The organism is Thermostichus sp. MS-CIW-34 (genome assembly GCF_054060435.1).
Window position 1 is genome coordinate 73855 of sequence record NZ_JBSSDE010000009.1, and the last position, 16576, is coordinate 90430.

Genomic DNA, 16576 nt, shown 5'->3' on the forward strand with positions numbered 1-16576 from the left:
TCCCTTTGGCCTGCGCTTGTGGGAACAACATTCTGCCAACGCGATATAGGAGCTTTTGTGCAATGACCCAGCTGCAAGACAGCCCAAGACTTGTTGCTGCACCGAAGGTTGAACTGGAACTTCCTGCTGAGCCTTGGTGGCGCTTCTTTACTTTTTCCACCGATCACAAGGTCATCGGGATCCAGTACTTGGTGACCACCTTTTTCTTCTACTTGGTGGGAGGGGCGCTGGCGACGGCAGTACGGGCAGAGCTGGCTACTCCAGAGGCCGACTTTCTCGGCTTTGAGCGGTACAACGGTGCCTTTACCCTGCACGCCACGATCATGATCTTTTTGTGGATCGTGCCTGCTTTGGTGGGGGGCTTTGGCAACTACCTAGTACCGCTGATGATCGGGGCGCGGGATATGGCCTTCCCCAAGCTGAATGCAGTGGCCTTTTGGCTGGTTCCGCCCACAGGGATCCTGCTTTTGGCCAGCCTGTTCATAGAGGCTCCGGCTGCCGGCTGGACTTCCTACCCCCCCCTCAGCTTGATCAGCGGCAAGGTGGGGGAAGAACTCTGGATCCTGAGCATTTTGTTGGCAGGAACCTCTTCCATCCTGGCGGCGGTTAACTTCATCACCACCATTCTGAAGATGCGCATGCCCGGCATGAAGATGGAAGACATGCCCCTGTTTTGTTGGGCCATGCTGGCAGCCTCTGTTCTCACCCTCATTGCAACACCGGTTTTGGCCGGTGCATTGATTTTGCTTAGCTTTGACCTCTTGGCAGGCACGGCCTTTTTTAACCCCAGCGGCGGCGGGGATCCGGTGGTGTACCAGCACATGTTCTGGTTCTACTCCCACCCGGCAGTTTACATCATGATCTTGCCGGTCTTTGGCATGATCTCCGAGATTTTGCCGGTGCATGCCCGCAAGCCCATCTTTGCTTACAAAGCCATTGCCTATTCCAGCTTGGCCATTTGCTTTTTGGGGTTGATCGTCTGGGCGCACCACATGTTCACCAGCGGCACCCCTGACTGGATGCGGGTGTTCTTCATGATCGCCACTATGGCTATTGCTGTCCCGACGGGGATCAAGGTGTTTAGCTGGCTGGCCACTTTGTGGGGCGGCAAGATCCACTTCCGGTCGGCCATGCTGTTTGGCATGGGCTTTGTCTCGATGTTTGTGATCGGGGGGTTGAGCGGCATTATTCTCGCCTCGGTGCCCCTGGATATCCACGTCCACGACACCTACTTTGTGGTAGCCCACCTGCACTATGTGTTGTTTGGGGGCAGCGTGTTCGGGATCTATGCCGGTATCTACCATTGGTTCCCCAAGATGACGGGGCGCATGTTGAATGAGTTTTGGGGACGGGTACATTTTGTGCTGACCTTCGTCGGCTTCAACATCTGCTTTCTGCCGATGCACAAGCTGGGCCTGATGGGGATGCCCCGCCGCGTTGCCCAATACGACCCGCAATTTGCCGATCTGAACTGGATCAGCTCGGTGGGCGCCTTTATGCTCGCCCTTTCCACTCTGCCCTTTTTGGTCAACGTCATCTACTCTTGGGTGGCTGGGCCAAAAGCTGGGGATAATCCTTGGCAGGCCCTGACACTGGAGTGGACAACTTCTTCTCCCCCGCCCCATCACAACTTTTATGGGGATCCCATTTTGCTGACCGGCCCCTATGACTACGGTTTGCACAGCAAGGAGACGCTGGACTACTTTGCTGCTCAGTTGCAAACCTTGCGGGAGCTGGCGCTGGCAGAAGCGGAGCCTACTTCTTCTTAGCAGGCCGGATGCCCGGTGGGCGGCTGATCCCCTGCTCACTGGGTATTCCAGTCTTGGCTGGGCTGCTTGTACAGCCTCAAGAAGTCTCAGGAATTCAGGAATTTAGGTGGAAAGGAATATGCAAGGATCCCTTGCCTCTGAAACGCTGATGGTTGGCCACTCAAGGGCCCACACTGCCCATGCTGAGCACCCAGATCATCGCGTCTTTGGCATCTTGATGTTTTTGGTGGCAGAAGGCTGCCTATTTTTGGGGCTTTTCATGGCCTACCTGGCCTATAGCCTCACCGCCCCGGTGTGGCCGCCGGAGGGAACCCCAGAGCGGGAATTGCTTTTGCCCGGGATCAACACGGTGATTTTGCTCTCCAGCAGCTTCGTCATTCACAAAGCTGGGTCGGCCATCAAGGCCGATGATGTCAGGGGTCTGCGGCTGTGGTTTGCCCTCACAGCGCTGATGGGGGCGGTTTTCCTGGCAGGGCAACTCTATGAGTACAGCAACCTGGAGTTTGGCCTCACCACCAACCTGTTTGCCAGCACCTTCTATGTTTTAACGGGGTTTCATGGTCTTCACGTGATGGCAGGGTTGCTGTTTATTCTGGCAGTGCTCTGGCGCTCCTTTAAACCCGGCCACTACAGCGCCCAACATCATTTTGGCGTCGAAGCTGCCGAGATCTACTGGCACTTTGTGGATGGGGTTTGGGTTGTGCTGTTTATTCTGCTCTACTTGCTCTGAGCTCGGCCTTCACCCAATATAGCCACGATTTGGATCAGCGCTTCTTGAAAGGCATCTCGTTCCGGCTGTCCTTGCTTGAGGTTGTATTCCAATTGCAAAAGCTGCTGCATTGCTTTCAGTAAAGCTGTGGTCTTCAGGGATCCCACCTCTTTTTGCAGAAAGTAAACCCGGTTGGGATTCCCGATTTCTGCTTTCTGGGCGATGACCTTGGGATCCCGTTCTCCCTGATCCAGCAGCAGCCGCACCCATAGCCAGGTGCGAAATTGGCCTACCAACACCGCCAGAATCCTCAGGGCCGGCTCGTTGTGATCCAGCAGATGGGTCAAGATGCGTAGGGCTTGTTCCAGATTCCCTTTGCGCAGGGATCCCGCCAATTGAAAGCTGTTGTAGGCGCTGGCGGGAACTAACGCCTCGACTTGTTCAGGAGAAATGGGATCCTGTTGACCTGCCGTAAACAGGGCCAGCTTTTCCAATTCCATCGCCAAGCGACGGGAGTCATTGCCCACCGCCTCGGCCAATTTCTGGGCGGCTGCCGGGCTGAGGGCCAGATCCCGTTGTTCAGCTTCCCGCTGCACCTGCTGGAGAATGCCCTCCTCATCCCAAGGGGCCAGTTGGGAAAACTCGCGGACAATGGCCGTTTTCTTGAGGATTTTGGTGGATTTCAGGCGCCCATCGGGTTTATTGCTGGTGGTCAAGAGCAGATGGGTGGTAGGGGGTAACTGGGCCAGTGTGCGCTCCACTTCTTCCCACAGATCTTCCGGGCAATGTTGGGTGAGTGTTGTCTCTTCCAGCCAAACCAAGCGGGCGTTGGATCCCAGCGGCGGGGTCATGGCTTGGTTGAGCCCGGCAATCGTGGATTCCGGCGGCAGGCGATCGTAGTTAAAAGCAGCCCAGTGGGGATCCAGCACTTGGTCGCGCAACTGCTGCACCGCCTGCATCAGGCGATAGGTGTCATCTCCCCAGTACAGGTAAACGGGCACGCTTCGACCGAGTGATTTACGAGATGCTTTTCCCCTACTTCCTCCATTTTGCGTAGGTCAGTTCCCCTTGTCTAAGCGGTTTGGCCGGGATCCCTGCTCAACTTGGTGGAGGGAGTCAGTCCAAGTGAAGATACCGAGCCCAGCTTGACTCAAGTTGTTTAAGAATAGGTCAAGTACTCGCCCTGTCTGGCGAAAACAAAGGCATCTTTACATAACTTTCATAATCCAGAAGTCTCCGCAGCTCAAAAAGTTCTGTATTCCCACTGAAGAGGTTTCGTAGACCTTCTCCTACAGTTGAATTAAGAGCAGAGACTGCAGGGTTAAAGATTATGGATGGCATTGGCGAGTTTGAGTATAAGATGCAAATCTTAGCCCGTTGCATGGGATCCGCCCTGGGTCTGGGCCGTCCTACTCGTATTCAGATTCACTATTCCAACCTCAATTCCCAAAACAAAACCAAAGCGAAGGAAGGTCAATCTGAGTCAAAAAGTCTATCCTCCCTAGGCGATCAGATCTCTTCGAGTCTCAGCAATCAGGGCAAAAGAGGATCCCAAGGTCAGGCTTTAGCCTATGTTGCCTGAAGAGTCTTTCGAGAATTAATCTGTAGTAATTCAGGAGGATTTTTGACTGCGGCGATCCAACACTTACTTAGAAATTGGGACAGATCTTTCTTGTGGTTTTTCTAGTTACTCTTTCTTTGCATTCTATAGCGATTTGTTCTTAAGACCGAAAACTCAACTTTGACAATTCTTCTTTGACAATTCTTCGATGCTTTTCGTCTTGTAGAGTCTTGTGAGTTAGCCGATTCTTTATTTTTGTTAACGAGGACTTTGTCCGGCTGACGCGATAAGAAGTTGCGCTCTTCTTCGTTGTCTCTTTGCCTCTGGGGATATAGACTAAAGCTTTGTCCCGCTGGTGAAACCAGTAGGATGACTTGAGGTGTGGGGATTTGGGCCCAACACGCCCCAGAGGATTATGGAACGAGCAACGCAACGGTGGCACGGTTTTCTGCTGCGCGACTTTCCCATCAAGGCTTGGCAGCAGGGGAGCCTTTTGGGTCGTCTATTGGGATCCCTGCAAAGTTGGGGGAAGAGCAGCATATTGGTTCAAACTTCCGACCGGATTGGCCTGGGGCTAGTGCTGCTCTACTGGATTTTCTCTGCGCAAAGCTCCACCGGCATCCTGGGCCTGATTTTGCTGGCTATGGCTGCTCTGGTGGGCCTGTGCGCTTTGGTGGAAATGCCGATTGGGCTGCCGCTGCATCTGCCCCTGGGCCTTTTCTGGGGAATTGCCACCTTGGCAACGATTCTCTCTCCGGTTCCCTACGCAGCGCGGGATGGCTGGCTGAAGCTGACTCTTTATCTAGCCGGCTATCTGTTGTTGCATCGTCTGCTGCGCAAACCCCAATTCCGAGATGGGATTGTGGGATCCCTGCTTTTGGTCAGCTTGGTGATGGGGATCCATGGCCTGCGGCAATACTTATATGGGGCAGCGGAACTGGCCACCTGGGTGGATCCGGAGTCGGGTTTGGCGGGTCTGACGCGGGTGTACAGCTATCTGCGCAATCCAAATCTGTATGGGGGCTACTTGATCCCGGTCATTCCCCTGGGGCTGGCCGCCACTTGGATTTGGCCCAGTTGGGGGGCGAAACTCCTGGCCGGGTTTACGACGGCGGTGAACCTGATTTGCCTGTTGCTCACCTACAGTCGTGGCGCCTGGATTGGGGGGCTGGCCATGCTCACCCTGATGGCCGTGCTGTTGGCACAGTGGCATTCTGTCGATTTGCCAGCCCGCTGGCGGCGTTGGGCCTTGCCGGCCCTGTTGGGCGGAGGGGGGGCTGCTCTGTTGCTCGGGATCCTGACGGTACGCTCCCTGCGGCTGCGGGTGCAGAGCCTTTTTTGGGGGCGGTTGGATACCAGCAACAACTTTCGCCTCAATGTCTGGGCGGCGGTGCTGGAGATGATCCGCGACTTTCCCATCTTGGGGATCGGCCCCGGCAATGTCGCCTTTAACCGCGTCTACCCCCTTTACCAACGAGGCAACTTCAGCGCCCTTGGAGCCTATTCAGTGCCGCTGCAGCTCACCGTAGAGACTGGCTTCATCGGATCTTTAACTTTCGCCTGGTTCCTCTTGGTGCTCTGGGATCACGGCTGGAGATGCTGGAAAACTTTGCTCAACTTGCGGGATCCCCAGGGTCTGTGGGTGGCAGCGGGCTTGGCCGCTTGCACCGGCATGATGGTCCACGGCTTGGTGGATACCATCTGGTATCGTCCACAGGTACAAATGCTGTGGTGGCTTGCGGTAGCGCTCATTACAGCCAGCTTGGCCTCTCTTAGCCCTCAGCCGCCCGTGGATGTTGGTGAGACCCCATCGGAGGCTTCCTCCCGTTAGGGTAGCTTAAGCTTGACCTTCCAGTCTTGACGGGAGCCAACCCAGAGTGGTAATCATCTTCAGTAGGAGATAAAAAATGTATCCGTTTTTACAATTCACAGGTGTTGGTAGTGTTAGAAATTAGCGGAACTGTTCAGGGTGCAGGAGGCAGATGAAAAAAATCGAGGCCGTGATCCGGCCATTTAAGTTGGATGAGGTCAAAATTGCTTTGGTCAATGCCGGGATTGTCGGCATGACCGTAAGTGAAGTGCGGGGTTTTGGCCGGCAAAAGGGACAAACCGAGCGTTACCGGGGATCCGAGTACACGGTAGAGTTCCTACAAAAGCTGAAAGTGGAGATCGTGGTCGAAGATGACCTGGTGGATACGGTGGTGGAGAAGCTGATTGCAGCGGCTCGCACCGGCGAAATTGGGGACGGCAAGATTTTCATCAGCCCCGTCGAAAAAACCATCCGCATCCGCACTGGCGAGCTCAACCAAGATGCCCTATGAGAAGGGATCACGTTCAGGGTTTGGGTTGCCCGGCCTGAGCCTCGTGTGAGTTTGCTTCATGTCTCTTTTGCTGTATATCTGATGAGGTGTTCTTGCCCTACTTTTCGGGTAATGTGTTGCGAGAAGTACTGTCCCTTTAGGTGAGTCGAAAAGCATGAGTACGACAATGATCCAAAAGCTCAAGAGCCAGGTGCCCCAGTGGCTTTGGCGACCGGCCAAGTGGAGTCTGACTGCCGCTCTAATGGCTGCGCTGGTTTTTCTATTCGGCCAGGGAACTGCCTTTGCTCAAGAGGCCGAGGAAGTTCAGAAACACGCTGACGTTGTTTGGACGATCGTGTCGGCGGCCTTGGTGTTCTTCATGCAGGCAGGGTTCGCCATGGTGGAGACGGGCTTTACCCGCGCCAAGAATGCCGCCAACATCATGATGAAGAACTTGATGGACTTCTGCATGGGCTGTTGCGCCTTCTGGTTCATCGGGTTTGGCCTCATGTTCGGCAAAAGTGCTGGCTTCTTCGGCACTGACTGGTTTGCTTTTGGCTGGCAGCAGGCTTACGAGGCAGATGGCTGGCCCTTTACTTTCTTTGTCTTCCAGATGGTGTTTGCCGCTACCGCCGCCACCATTGTTTCCGGAGCGATGGCAGAGCGCACTAAGTTCTTGGCCTACTTGATCTACTCCATCGTTATTTCTGGGCTAATCTACCCCATCTCTGGGGGTTGGGCCTGGAACGGGCTGTTCGGCGACTACAACGGCGGCACAGCCGGCTGGCTGGAAAATCTGGGCTACATTGATTTCGCTGGATCGGGGGTGGTGCATTTGGTAGGGGGCGCTGCGGCCTTGGCAGGTGCGATCGCGCTTGGCCCTCGCATTGGCAAGTACGGCCCTAATGGAGAGCCGCGGGCGATCCCTGGCCACAACCTGCCGCTGGGGATGTTGGGGGTGTTTATCCTCGCCTTGGGCTGGATCGGGTTTAATGCCGGTTCCACCACTGCAGCCTCTGTCGATATTGGCTGGATTGCCATGAATACGCTGCTGGCAGCTTCGGCTGGAGCAATTGGGGCGATGTTCACCTCTTGGGTTCATTTTGGCAAGCCGGATATGACCTTTGTCGCCAACGGGGTGCTGGCGGGCTTGGTGGGCATCACTGCCCCTTGCAATACAGTTCATCCGCTGGGGGCCTTGATCATTGGCTCGGTGGCCGGAATCCTCGTGGTGCTCTCCGCGGTGATTTTGGATACGGCGCTGAAAATTGATGACCCAGTGGGCGCGGTTTCCGTGCATGGCACCTGTGGTATCTGGGGGGTGTTGGCAGCAGGGATCCCTTGGTTTGCTCACGCCAATTCAGAGGTTACCTGGGCACAGTTCGGCGTGCAGGTGGTAGGCGCTCTCGCTCTCTTCTTCTGGCCCTTCATCACCTGTCTAATCCTGTTTTTAATCCTCAAGGTAACTGTTGGCTTGCGCGTCAGCGCCGAGGAAGAGATTGCCGGTTTGGATGTGGGCGAGCACGGCAACATAGCCTACCCTGACTTCGTTACTGCTGCCACCGAGGTGGAGGGAGCTTGAGCTGTTGCGCTCGGTTCGACGGGAGGCTGTCGGATCTGAGCGACACGGGACTGAAAATCAAGAGAGGGGGTCAGGTCTGGCCCTCTCTTTTGTGGCTTGTTGACCTCAAGCAGTACACTGGGATCCGGTTGAATGCGCTTTTGGATCCCATGCACCTTCTGATCCCGGCGGCTGGCAGCGGCAAGCGAATGGGGGCTGCGGTCAACAAGCTGTTGCTGCCGCTCTTGGGTCAGCCAATTTTGGCTTGGACGTTGCAGGCTGCGGATCGAGCCAGCTCCATCGAGTGGATTGGCATTCTCTCCCAACCCGGCGATTGGCCGGCCATCGAGCAGATCCTGGCGGCAATGGATCTGTCCACGCCGGTGCAGCTTTTACAAGGGGGGGCGACGCGGCAGGAGTCGGTTTACAGGGGGGTTGAGTATCTCTATAACCTGGGAACAGTAGAGCGGGTGTTGATCCACGATGGGGCCCGCTGCCTAGCTACCCCTAAGTTGTTCGATCGCTGTAGTGCTGCTTTGCAGCAGGTGGATGGTTTCATCGCGGGGATCCCTGTCAAGGACACGATTAAAGTCGCTGAGGCAGGCCCAAAAGGGATCCAAATTCAGTCAACCCCAGAACGCAGCCGGCTGTGGGCAGCGCAAACGCCGCAGGGGTTTCGCCTGTCGATGCTATGGCAAGCCCATCGGGAGGCTCTGGCCCAGGGTTGGCAGGTAACCGATGATGCAGCCCTATTCGAGAAGCTGGGTTGGCCAGTCTACATCGTCGAAGGGGAGGAATCCAATCTGAAGCTAACCACCCCCCTGGATGTGTTGCTGGCCGCACAAATCTTGCAGCAGCGTCTCGGACCAGCGCGTTAGCTCAATTCAATCCCGGTAGGGCCAGTCTCAACCTTGGGAATTAAAAGTAGGGAGGAAGAAATCTAGGTTCACTAAGAGCACTTTGATCACCCCATCTCTTGTGGTCCGTTGGAAATGAAAATGATAAGTCTGGCTGTTTAGAATCTAATGCACCCAAGACACCTGAAACCAAGCAAAAGATGAGATTAATGCACTTTTCACTTTCTTCATAAACTTGCCGTTCTGAGAACCGAACTACAACCCAGCCTCTATCCGCTAGATAAGCATCACGCTTACTTTGCTTAGGATCATTCACAGTATGGGCTGGCCTACACAGATTACCTTCAAGAAACCATGGCTCATCAATTTCAATGTCAATGAGTAAAACGAGTGATCTTTTTCCATCTCTAGATACCTGCATTGCGATATCAGCTAGAAATCGCAGGAGCCCCGCACTGTACCCGTAGGGTCAGTGCCGGGAGGAATGCGAGGTTACAATAGAACCATGACCCAAGTCCTGACCGTCTCCTGCAAGCTCAAGGTAGCCCAGTCGCAAGCCGCCAAATTGGACGCGACTTTGGAGGCTTTTGGCCAAGCCTTGAATTGGGTCAACCAGAACACGCCGGAGAAGATCGTCAACGCGGTCAAGCTGCAATCCCTTTGCTACTACGAGATTCGAGCCCGGTTTGGCCTGTCCAGTAACTTGGCTCAACAGGTGTGCAGACGGGTAGCGGGTTCCCGCAAAGTGGCTAAGCAGAAAAAGCGTCCCGTCAAGGAGTTTAAGAGCGGCTTTGTTACCTACGACGCTCGCATCTTTTCGTTTCGTCAAAAAGACTGGACGGTGTCGCTGACCACGGTGGAAGGGAGAGAACGCTTTGAACTGGCCATTGGCAACTACCAGCGTGGGATGCTGGCTGGTTCCAACCCAAAAGCTGCCACGCTGGTCAAGCACAAAGACGGCTCCTACTACATCCAGATTTGCGTAGAGGAAAAACCACCCAAGCAACAAGATACCGACAAGGTGATCGGGGTGGACTTGGGGAGGACAGATATTGCCCATACGTCAGAGGGGGACAACTGGAATGGACAGCAGTTGAGCAGAGTCCGCGACCGCTACTCCCGGTTGAGGGCGGTACTCCAACGCAAAGCCAGTAAGGGCACACGCAGTTCGCGGCGCAGATGCCGTCAACTGCTGCAACGGCTGTCTGGCAAGGAGAGGCGCTTTCAGGCGTGGGTCAATCATCGCATCTCCAAAGCTATTGTCTCTAGGGCAAAGACCACAAACAGCGCTATTGCCCTGGAAGACCTGACAGGGATCCGGGAAAGAGTCAATCAACAGCCGCGCAACAAGGCCGAACGGCGCAGAACCAACAGTTGGGCGTTCTACCAGCTGAGGCAGTTTCTGGAATACAAGGCTCTGCGTGCAGGGGTTTCTCTGATTCTTGTGCCGCCTGCCTACACGTCGCAGACCTGCCACCGGTGTTTGCACGTCCATCCCGATCCTACGCAATCCTATCGCAGTGGGAAGCAGTTCAAGTGTGGGCACTGTGGATGGGAAGGGGATGCGGACTGGAATGGGGCCAACATGATTGCCAAGCTTGGGGCTGTCGTAAACCAGCCTAGAGGCCCGTGGTTGGCTTGCCAACTGCAGGGCTACCGAAAGCCCGCCCTGTACTGCGAAGCAGTCAGGGCCGGGTAGTTTACGTTCCGTTGGGCGCTCCGGCATCTGTGGCGGCTCAGGCTCCGGCGGGCAAGGTGGGAGATCTGGCCCCCTCAAGAGGAGAGCAATCGGCTGGGGTAAAACAACGTAGGGATAATAGTCTTTCCGAACGTACCTTAAGATGGGATGCGAGTGCCTGTCGTGATCTTGCATGCTTGAGCCTCCAGATAAGTTCCCTTGGAATCCAGTTTGAAAAGACTTTGGAAAAGGGATCTTCAAAGAGGCCCTTGAAGGGGTAGGAAGCAAGCAAATGCGCGAACCGACGTCGTGGCCTGTCTACATTGTCGGGGCTGGCCCCGGGGATCCGGAGCTGATTACCCTGCGGGGGCAAAGACTGCTGGCGGAAGCCGATGTAGTGTTCTACACAGGTTCTTTGGTGCCAGAGGGAGTGCTGGCCCATTGTCGCCCTGGGGTTGAGGCCATTGACACCCGCTCCTTCACGCTGGAAACGCTGCTGCCGCAAATTGTGGAACGGGTCAAGGCGGGGCGGCGGGTGGTGCGGCTGCAGGATGGGGATCCCTGCCTTTACGGCGCTCTGCACGAGCTGCTGATCCGGCTGGCGGAGGCAGGGATCCCTTTTGAGATCGTGCCGGGAGTAAGCGCCTTTCAATTGGCAGCCGCCCGTTTGCAGGTGGAGTTGACCATACCCAAGTTGGTACAGACGATTATCCTCACCCGCGCCAGCGGTCGCACCCAGGTACCGGAAGCAGAAGCCCTGGCCAGTCTGGCAGCCCACCGCGCCTCTTTGTGTCTATATCTGAGCGCCCGCCACGTAGAACAAGCGCAGGCAGATCTGCTGGCTCACTACCCCGCCGATACCCCGGTTGCCGTTTGTTATCGCTTGGGTTGGCCGGACGAACAGATCTGGCTGGGATCCCTGGCCGAGATGGCCGCCCTCACCCGGCAAGCCGGCTTAGAACGCACAGTGCTCTATCTCGTCAGCCCTGCCTTGAAAGGCTTGTCAAGCTCCAGATCTGCCCGCTCGCGGCTCTACAGCCCTGACCACACCCACCTCTTCCGTCCCAGAATGGGCCGGCAGCCCCGTTTGTAACAGGCTCTTTCAGTATATTGACGGACTCCGGCAGATTGAGCACAATGAGGCAGCGAGATGAAGTCAGAGGCCTTGACTTCTGGCCACAAGGTACTCAGCTTTGCCGAGAGAAGTGGATCCCTCTTGGATTGGAGTTGTTGCAAGACTACTTTTTCACCCTTTAACTTTGTGAGCTCTAACCTTATGGCTGGCTCATCTGCTGCTCGCAGCGTGGAAACCCTGATCAAGGCTCTGCAGAAGGCCCTGGCCCCCCTGCCAACCCGTTCGGCCCTGAAGCAAGATGTCCTTTACCTCATGGTGGATCTCCCACGGCAGGGGATGTTTAGCCGCTCTATGGTGTTGCATCGAGTTGCCAGCCAATTGGGGGGCTTGCCTGTGCAGGGAGTTAGCCAACTGGTGGTGTACGGTCGGCTTCAGGGGGAAACACAGCCGCAGTGGAAAAAAGTCTTCTACTTGTCCTCTGGGGAAAGCAGTGCCGATGCCACGCAGATTGTATTACCGGGCACCAAGATTTCTGAGATCAAGGTGCTGGAGGCCCAAAAACCTGTTGTGGATCCCGACGGCAAATCCGATTTTCGCAAAGTTAAAACTCTGGGGGCACCGGTTCCCAAAATTCAGAAAGAGCGCCGGCCAGAACCGGCTTTAAGCCAGCCCTCGGTTGCTCACGCCCCTTCCCAGACCGAGATCCCAACCCCTCTGCCCACACCTGCTCGCTCCGGTTTTCCTATCACTGTTCCGGTCAACGTTCGGACACTTGGCCAATGGTTACACAGACCCACCCTACGGCCCTTCCTGGGGGGAGCCCTGGCTTTGTCTCTCCTGGTGGGGGCCGGGTTGGTGATGCATTCCTTCCGGCAGCCCGATGTCCCTGCCCGAGCCAGATCGCTGGGGCTGGGGATCCCGCTGTTGATCTTGGCTGCAGGGGGGGGCTGGCTGGGTTGGCAAGGCCGGCGTGCCATCAACACCTTTGAGCGGGAGGGATCCCAGGATCCCTTTACAGAAGGGCTGTCCTTTTTACAGGCCAATCCAATTCCTGAGGCGGTGGAGCGGTTTCGGGAGGCCGTGCGGCAACAGCCGAATCATGTCGAGGCCCACGTTGAGCTGGCCCATCTGTTGGCGAAAACCAACCGACTGCAGGAGGCATTGAGCCACTACCAACAGGCCAAACGCCTGAACCCGAACTGGAGCGGCATCAACACCCACCTGGTGGAAACCCTGAAGGCTCTAGCACGGCAGTGGCTGGCCCAGCATCAGCCGGATGAAGTTCTGGCCCACTTACCCGAAGCATTCCCCCTCACCCAGGGATCCGCTCAAGCCGAGATCTTCAGCCTGCTCAGCCAAGCCTGGGCAGAGAAGGGCAACTGGGCACAAGCTTTGGCCCAGCAACAAAAGGCCCTGGGGTTGGATCCCCACTTCAGCGAGGCCCATCTTTGCGTTGCTCAAATTCGCCTCAAGCTGGGGCAATGGGACGAGGCCATCGACTCCTGCTGGGCTGCTTTGGGGCTGAATGGTCGCCTGGGCCTGGGCCACGCCGTGATGGGACAAGCGCTGATGCGCAAAGGTCAGTTAAAAGCGGCAATCGCAGCCTTCCGAACTGCTCTCAACCTGGATCTCGCTCCTGAGTTGGCAGCCGGTGTGCGGGTGGATCTGGGTTTGGCAATGGTGCATGCAGGTCATCTGGCTCAAGCCAGCCAAGAGTTCAGCCAGGTGGTCTTCAATGGCCAGTTCAAAAGACAGCAGGCTCGCGCCTACTACGGTTTGGGTCTGGTGTTGGCAGGCCAAGAGCAATACAGCGAAGCCATCAAGAACTACCGGCGGGCTTTGGAGCTGGCCCCCGATCTGCACGCAGCGATGGCCGCCACTGGCCTAGCCTACTTGGGGCCCAAACAACGGGATGCCTCTGGGCGCAAGTTCATCCAGCCTCAACAGTTGCAGCAGGCTATACAGCAGTTTGAACAGGCTTTGAAAGGAGACCCAGATCTGCCCGAAGCTCACTTTGGCATGGGAGAGGCGTCGCGCATTAAGGGGGATTTGACCTCAGCGGAGATCAGCTATCGACGGGCCATTTGCAGCAATGGCAGCTATGGAGCAGCTCACTATCGTCTGGGATCCATCCTTGCCCGCCAAGGCAAGCTGGAGCAGGCCATTGAACACTTTCGCTCGGCTTTGGAAATCGCTCCCAACTTCTCCGAAGCCAGAGTGAGCCTGCAACGGCTTCTCTCCAAACAGATGGAAGAGGCCCATACCGGCCTACTCGTCCCGTAAGGTGGGATAGGATCTTCTAGTTAAGGTTCTCTCAACCCATGACACCAACGCCAGGTTGGGTGGTCAGCCCTGCAACCGCCATCCAGCTCATCCAACAAGGGGCAACGCTTCTGGATGCACGCAGTGCGGAATTGCAAGCCGACGGGATCCTGAAGGGTTCAATTCCGGTGAACTGGATGGAGTTTACTCAACCAGAGGCTGCCAACAGCGGCAAGCTGTTGGCAGATGATGCCCTTCTCACCGAAAAGCTGCAGGGCCTTGGCGTGTTTCAGGGACGTCCGGTGGTGGTGGTGGCCGATCCGCTGCGGGGCTGGGGAGAAGATGGACGAATGGTTTGGATGTTGCGCAGCTTGGGTCATCCCCAGGCAGTCATGGTGGACGGGGGCTATCCGGCCCTGGTGAAGGAGGGAGTGCCGACCACAACCCGACAAAGCGCCGACGAACCGCAACGGGGCGACTTTGTAGTGCGGCGAACCGACCGGTGGGAGATCGACCGGGACACTCTGCGGGCCAGCCTTGGCTCCGACCGTGTGGCCATCCTCGACAGTCGCGAAGCCCAAGAATACAAGGGAGCCACCCCCTATGGTGAGGCGCGCGGTGGACACATCCCCGGCGCTGTGCATCTCTACTACAAGGAGCTGATGGATGCGGCGGGATCCCTATTGCCGCCCGATGCAATTCACGCCCGCCTGCAAAAAGCCGGGATCCCTCCGGAAGCCGAGATCGTTGCCTACTGCACAGCCGGGGTTCGCGCCGCTTGGGTCACGGTGGTTTTGACCCACTTGGGCCGGCAAGCCAAAAGTTATTCCGGCTCCATCCTGGAATGGGCAGCCGGGGATCCCCAGGAGTTCCCGCTCCAGCCATGAGGGGATCCCTGCCCACTGTGATCTTGGCCGGATGTGGCTATGGAGCCATCGACGCCTTGCGGGCGCTCAAAGGGCAGGCACGGGTGATCGCCATCAACCCCTATCCCTACAGTGTCAATTCGGGCATGTCCACACGGCTGCTGAGCGGTCGGTTTTCTCTAGAGCTGGTGCGGATCCCTTTGCTGGAGCATATTCAAGCCAACGGCGCCCAGTTTTTGCTGGGGCGAGTCACCCACATCCAACCCGAAGCTCGAACCCTGACCCTGGAGAGTGAAGCCGGGATCCAAACTCTGGCCTACGACTATCTGTTGGTGAATGTGGGCCGGGAGTTGCGCCCCATCGATGGGATCCAACATGCCTTTACCATTCGACCGGCAGAACAATTGGTGGCCGCCCAAACCTGGATCCGGCAGTGCTGGCAACGGGCAGCCCAGGGGGATCGGACGCCGGGCCTGCTGACCTTTGTGGTGGCGGGAGGAGGCTGTACCGGCACAGAGCTGATGGGGGAACTCTACGATCTTTGCCGGGAAATGAGCGCAGAAACAGGGATCCCCTTGGCTCAAGCCCGGCTGATCTTGATCCATCGCCAGGCCCATCTGGTCGAGGGCTTCTCGGAACCCTTCCGCCGGGCGGTGGAAAGGGAAATCCGCCATCTGGGGGTGGAAATCTGGGCCGGATGTCAGGTGAAAGCCTTTGGGCCGGAGCACGTGTGGCTCTCGGATGGCACCGAGTTGATAGCTCAGACCCGCCTGTGGGCAGGTGGCTTCCAGGTGCCGAGCTGGTTGAGCACCTGCGGCTTGCCAACAGGGCCGACGGGAGCCCTGCTCGTGGACAAATACCTGCGGGTGCAAGGCTCAGAGCACATCTTGGCGGTGGGGGACTGCGCTGACTTTGTTTGGGGATCCCGCCTCTTGCCCAAGATCGGCGTGTACGCGGTGCGCCAGGGGCCAATTGCAGCCCAAAACCTGCTGCGGCTCATCCGCGGCCAACCTCTGATCCCCTACCGACCGCAGGCCACGGTTTTTGTTTGTGTAACGGTGGGGAACCGCGTTGCCGTTGCCGAGAAAGGCAGGCTGGTCTGGCGCGGCTATGCAGCCACGGTGCTGAAGAACTTTTTTGATTGGCTGTACATGCGCAAACTTAAGCCCCTGCGCTGGCAGGAGTTTTTCTACTGACTCAAGCTCTACCAAGAACGGGGTTAAGATCAAAACCAGATGGGCCAGGTCGGGCTCGCTTCCCAAATCCTGAATATCTGAGAACTATGGCTATTCCCGGCGGCAATGGGCTATGAGCGGATCGACTTTTGCCGACCGGCCAGAGCAGCGACCAACCAGGAGCAACAATGCCTCTAGATAACCTGCGCGGACTCTATCAGCAAGTCATTCTGGAGCGGTACAAAAAGCCCCACAACTTCGGCAGAGTGGATCCCGTCCACCGCCACCAACGTGGCCACAACCCCTCCTGTGGCGACACCATCGACCTCACCTTACAACTGGATCCCAGCCAGGAGCGGATTGTCGATATCAAATTCGAGGGGGCAGGCTGTGCCATTGCCCTGGCTTCTGCCGATCTCATGGCGGATGCGGTGCGGGGGCGCACCATCCCCGAAGCTCTGCAGTTGGTGGAGCGCTTCCAAGCCATGATGCGCGGTGGCGAAGAGTTCCCGCGGGAGCAACGGGCTTTGAACGCCATGAAAGGGGTAGCCCAATTTCCAGTGCGCATCAAATGCGCCAACCTGGCCTGGCATGCGCTCAAATACGCGCTGGAATCGCCCGAACCCCAGGCCAATGGGTCGGCCTTTGTGAGCAACGAAAACACCGACTGACCAAAAGGCGCGGCAAGCCCCGTCCTTCAGGGCAGGGAAGGATAGCGCGAACCGTAGCCTATATCGTTGTCATCACGCATAGGTCAAGAATA

14 protein-coding genes are annotated in these 16576 nt (G+C 56.8%); 12 read left to right on the forward strand and 2 right to left on the reverse strand.

The genetic code is table 11. From position 1 onward, the window contains the following. Positions 1–62: 62 nt before the first annotated feature. Both ctaD and ACVWYY_RS04965 read left to right on the forward strand, forming a co-directional pair. Positions 63–1769: a cytochrome c oxidase subunit I gene (gene ctaD, locus ACVWYY_RS04960; protein ID WP_457403046.1), complete on the forward strand. Its 1707-nt coding sequence runs from the start codon at positions 63–65 to the stop codon at positions 1767–1769. A gap of 118 nt (positions 1770–1887) precedes the next feature. Further along, entirely contained in the window at positions 1888–2499 is a 612-nt protein-coding gene (locus ACVWYY_RS04965) for a cytochrome c oxidase subunit 3 (RefSeq protein WP_414351249.1), read from the forward strand. Here the strand turns inward: ACVWYY_RS04965 and holA are convergent. Continuing rightward, positions 2487–3479, reverse strand: coding sequence for a DNA polymerase III subunit delta (gene holA / locus ACVWYY_RS04970; protein WP_414341931.1), 993 nt, complete (start codon positions 3477–3479; stop codon positions 2487–2489). The genes ACVWYY_RS04965 and holA overlap by 13 nt on opposite strands. A 975-nt stretch (positions 3480–4454) precedes the next feature. On the opposite strand from holA, the gene ACVWYY_RS04975 reads away from it, so the two are divergent. From ACVWYY_RS04975 to ispD, 4 genes are all read left to right on the forward strand, one after another. Beyond that, positions 4455–5870, forward strand: coding sequence for an IctB family putative bicarbonate transporter (locus ACVWYY_RS04975; protein WP_457439766.1), 1416 nt, complete (start codon positions 4455–4457; stop codon positions 5868–5870). Positions 5871–6021: 151 nt separating this feature from the next. Then, positions 6022–6360 (forward strand): P-II family nitrogen regulator, encoded by a 339-nt coding sequence (locus tag ACVWYY_RS04980; RefSeq protein ID WP_011430352.1) that lies wholly within the window; start codon positions 6022–6024, stop codon positions 6358–6360. 154 nt (positions 6361–6514) lie between these two features. Then, positions 6515–7921 (forward strand): ammonium transporter, encoded by a 1407-nt coding sequence (locus tag ACVWYY_RS04985; RefSeq protein WP_457403048.1) that lies wholly within the window; start codon positions 6515–6517, stop codon positions 7919–7921. Between the two features lie 149 nt (positions 7922–8070). Then, positions 8071–8778: a 2-C-methyl-D-erythritol 4-phosphate cytidylyltransferase gene (gene ispD, locus ACVWYY_RS04990; RefSeq protein WP_457403050.1), complete on the forward strand. Its 708-nt coding sequence runs from the start codon at positions 8071–8073 to the stop codon at positions 8776–8778. Positions 8779–8818: 40 nt separating this feature from the next. Here the strand turns inward: ispD and ACVWYY_RS04995 are convergent, their stop codons facing one another. Then, a complete protein-coding gene (locus ACVWYY_RS04995) occupies positions 8819–9178 on the reverse strand; it encodes a DUF559 domain-containing protein (protein WP_414423957.1) in 360 nt (119 codons plus the stop codon). An 84-nt stretch (positions 9179–9262) separates the two neighbouring features. Here ACVWYY_RS04995 and ACVWYY_RS05000 point away from each other — a divergent pair, with 84 nt between their 5' ends. The 6 genes from ACVWYY_RS05000 (at position 9263) to sufU (ending at position 16484) form a co-directional block, all read left to right on the forward strand. Next, on the forward strand, positions 9263–10456 hold the full coding sequence (locus ACVWYY_RS05000) for an RNA-guided endonuclease InsQ/TnpB family protein (protein ID WP_457439768.1): 1194 nt from the start codon (positions 9263–9265) through the stop codon (positions 10454–10456). 271 nt (positions 10457–10727) lie between these two features. After that, entirely contained in the window at positions 10728–11528 is an 801-nt protein-coding gene (gene cobM / locus ACVWYY_RS05005) for a precorrin-4 C(11)-methyltransferase (RefSeq protein WP_011434250.1), read from the forward strand. Positions 11529–11711: 183 nt separating this feature from the next. Continuing rightward, complete coding sequence (locus ACVWYY_RS05010) at positions 11712–13793, forward strand: tetratricopeptide repeat protein (protein ID WP_457403053.1); 2082 nt, start codon at positions 11712–11714, stop codon at positions 13791–13793. A gap of 38 nt (positions 13794–13831) precedes the next feature. Next, positions 13832–14659: a sulfurtransferase gene (locus ACVWYY_RS05015; protein ID WP_457403054.1), complete on the forward strand. Its 828-nt coding sequence runs from the start codon at positions 13832–13834 to the stop codon at positions 14657–14659. Beyond that, on the forward strand, positions 14656–15834 hold the full coding sequence (locus ACVWYY_RS05020; RefSeq protein ID WP_457403055.1) for an NAD(P)/FAD-dependent oxidoreductase: 1179 nt from the start codon (positions 14656–14658) through the stop codon (positions 15832–15834). The genes ACVWYY_RS05015 and ACVWYY_RS05020 overlap by 4 nt, the downstream gene beginning before the upstream one ends. 167 nt (positions 15835–16001) lie before the next feature. After that, positions 16002–16484: a Fe-S cluster assembly sulfur transfer protein SufU gene (gene sufU, locus ACVWYY_RS05025; protein WP_011434254.1), complete on the forward strand. Its 483-nt coding sequence runs from the start codon at positions 16002–16004 to the stop codon at positions 16482–16484. Positions 16485–16576 lie beyond the last annotated feature (92 nt).